The organism is Methylomonas defluvii, from assembly GCF_033949435.1.
Taxonomy (GTDB): Bacteria; Pseudomonadota; Gammaproteobacteria; order Methylococcales; family Methylomonadaceae; genus Methylomonas; species Methylomonas defluvii.
The window spans coordinates 1-1,354 of record NZ_JAXARY010000061.1 but is presented as its reverse complement, the minus strand read 5'-3'; the positions used below and the strand labels follow the sequence as shown (position 1 = coordinate 1,354).

General features: G+C 56.3%; 2 protein-coding genes. One reads left to right on the top strand and one right to left on the bottom strand.

Going from position 1 to position 1,354, the window contains the following annotated elements:
* Positions 1 to 199, top strand: a 199-nt coding sequence (locus tag QLH52_RS24520; protein ID WP_319963285.1) for a hypothetical protein, incomplete at its 5' end; no start/stop codon positions are given.
* Here the strand turns inward: QLH52_RS24520 and QLH52_RS24515 are convergent.
* The gene (locus QLH52_RS24515; RefSeq protein ID WP_205450272.1) at positions 165 to 1,262 is read right to left on the bottom strand and encodes an IS5 family transposase; all 1,098 of its coding nucleotides are present in this window, start codon (positions 1,260 to 1,262) and stop codon (positions 165 to 167) included. The genes QLH52_RS24520 and QLH52_RS24515 overlap by 35 nt on opposite strands.
* Positions 1,263 to 1,354 lie beyond the last annotated feature (92 nt).

Here is a 1,354-nt window from a genome sequence, read left to right as displayed (position 1 = left end):
CAGGCTGGTGAAAAACCCGTCGATATTTCCCCTTACCCACGATGTAAGTGATTTTTTCGAGTTGAAATCGGTCATGACATCGAGTTTCAAGCGTTTTGCCCCGGTTTCAAGGGCTTTTTATTCGCCTGAAGCCGTCTGTGGACGGTTTTCAGGCGAACTTCACCCTAGGCGGGTGCACTCCACGCCGGTTTCGGCGTGAACACCAATAGGTTGAGCATGCGCGTCAGGTTGTAGGCGGCAAAGCAAAACAAGGCCTGACCCGCGACTTTGGCTAAGCCGATGTGACGAGTTTTGCGCAGGCCTCCGACCGTTTTGACCCAGCCAAAGGCTTCTTCGACGATTTTGCGGCGCTTGAGACTTTGGGCGTAACCTTTGCCGCGCGCGGTGCGGCCATCGACGGCACTGCCGGTCTTTTTGCGGGCCACATGGGCTTTGATGTCACGGGACTCGAGTCCGTTGACGAACGCCGCTTGGTCGTAGCCTTTGTCGGCACCGACGCTGCCGCCTTGGGGCACGCGGCGTTTGATCATGTTTTGCGCGGCTTCGATTTCGGCGGTGCCGGTGGCTTGAGTGGTTTCGACATCGACAATCAGGCCGTTGCGATTCTCGGACAAGGCATGGGTGATGTAACGCAGTTTGGCCTCGGTGTATTCGCCTTTCTTGTAAAGCCGGGCTTCGGGATCGGTCGTACTGTGGTGGGTGGCGTTGCTGCGCTTTTCGCCGCTGAAGTCGACCTCGGGATTGCGGCCGGCGGGTTTGTCCGGGCCGCTGCCGTCTTTTTTAACGAAGCTTTTATGCGAGGCCCAGGCTTCAATGAGGCTACCGTCGACGCTGAAGTGTTCGTCGGACACCAGATTTTGCCATTCGGCTATGGCCAGTACCCGCTCAAAAAATTCGCGACTCAGGGCTTCGGACAGCAGGCGTTCGCGGTTGGCGCTGAACACGCTGCGCTCCCAGACAGCATCGTCGATACCCAAACCAACAAACCAGCGAAACAACAGGTTGTAGTCCAGTTGTTCCATCAACTGACGCTCGCTACGGACCGTATACAGGACTTGTAACAGCAAGGCGCGCAGCAGTTTTTCGGGGGCAATCGAGGGACGGCCAGTGTGCGAGTAACGCGCGGCAAAGACGGCATCCATCGAGGCCAGTACGCCATCGACCAACAGCCGTAAACGGCGCAACGGATGCTGCTTGGGAATGCGGTCTTCCAGGTTGATGTAGCTGAACCAGTTGTTTTGGATGGCATCGTGTCCGCGCATTGAAAGGCTCCAAATTTAGGTAGCCTATTTTAACAGTTGGCGGCTCATCTATGCCTTAGCTTACTTGGCTTTTCGAGTTTTTCACCAGCCTG

Coding starts and splice junctions, on each gene's coding strand:
- QLH52_RS24515 (WP_205450272.1), bottom strand. CDS start 1,262: ATGCGCGGACACGATGCCATCCAAAACAACTGGTTCAGCTACATCAAC.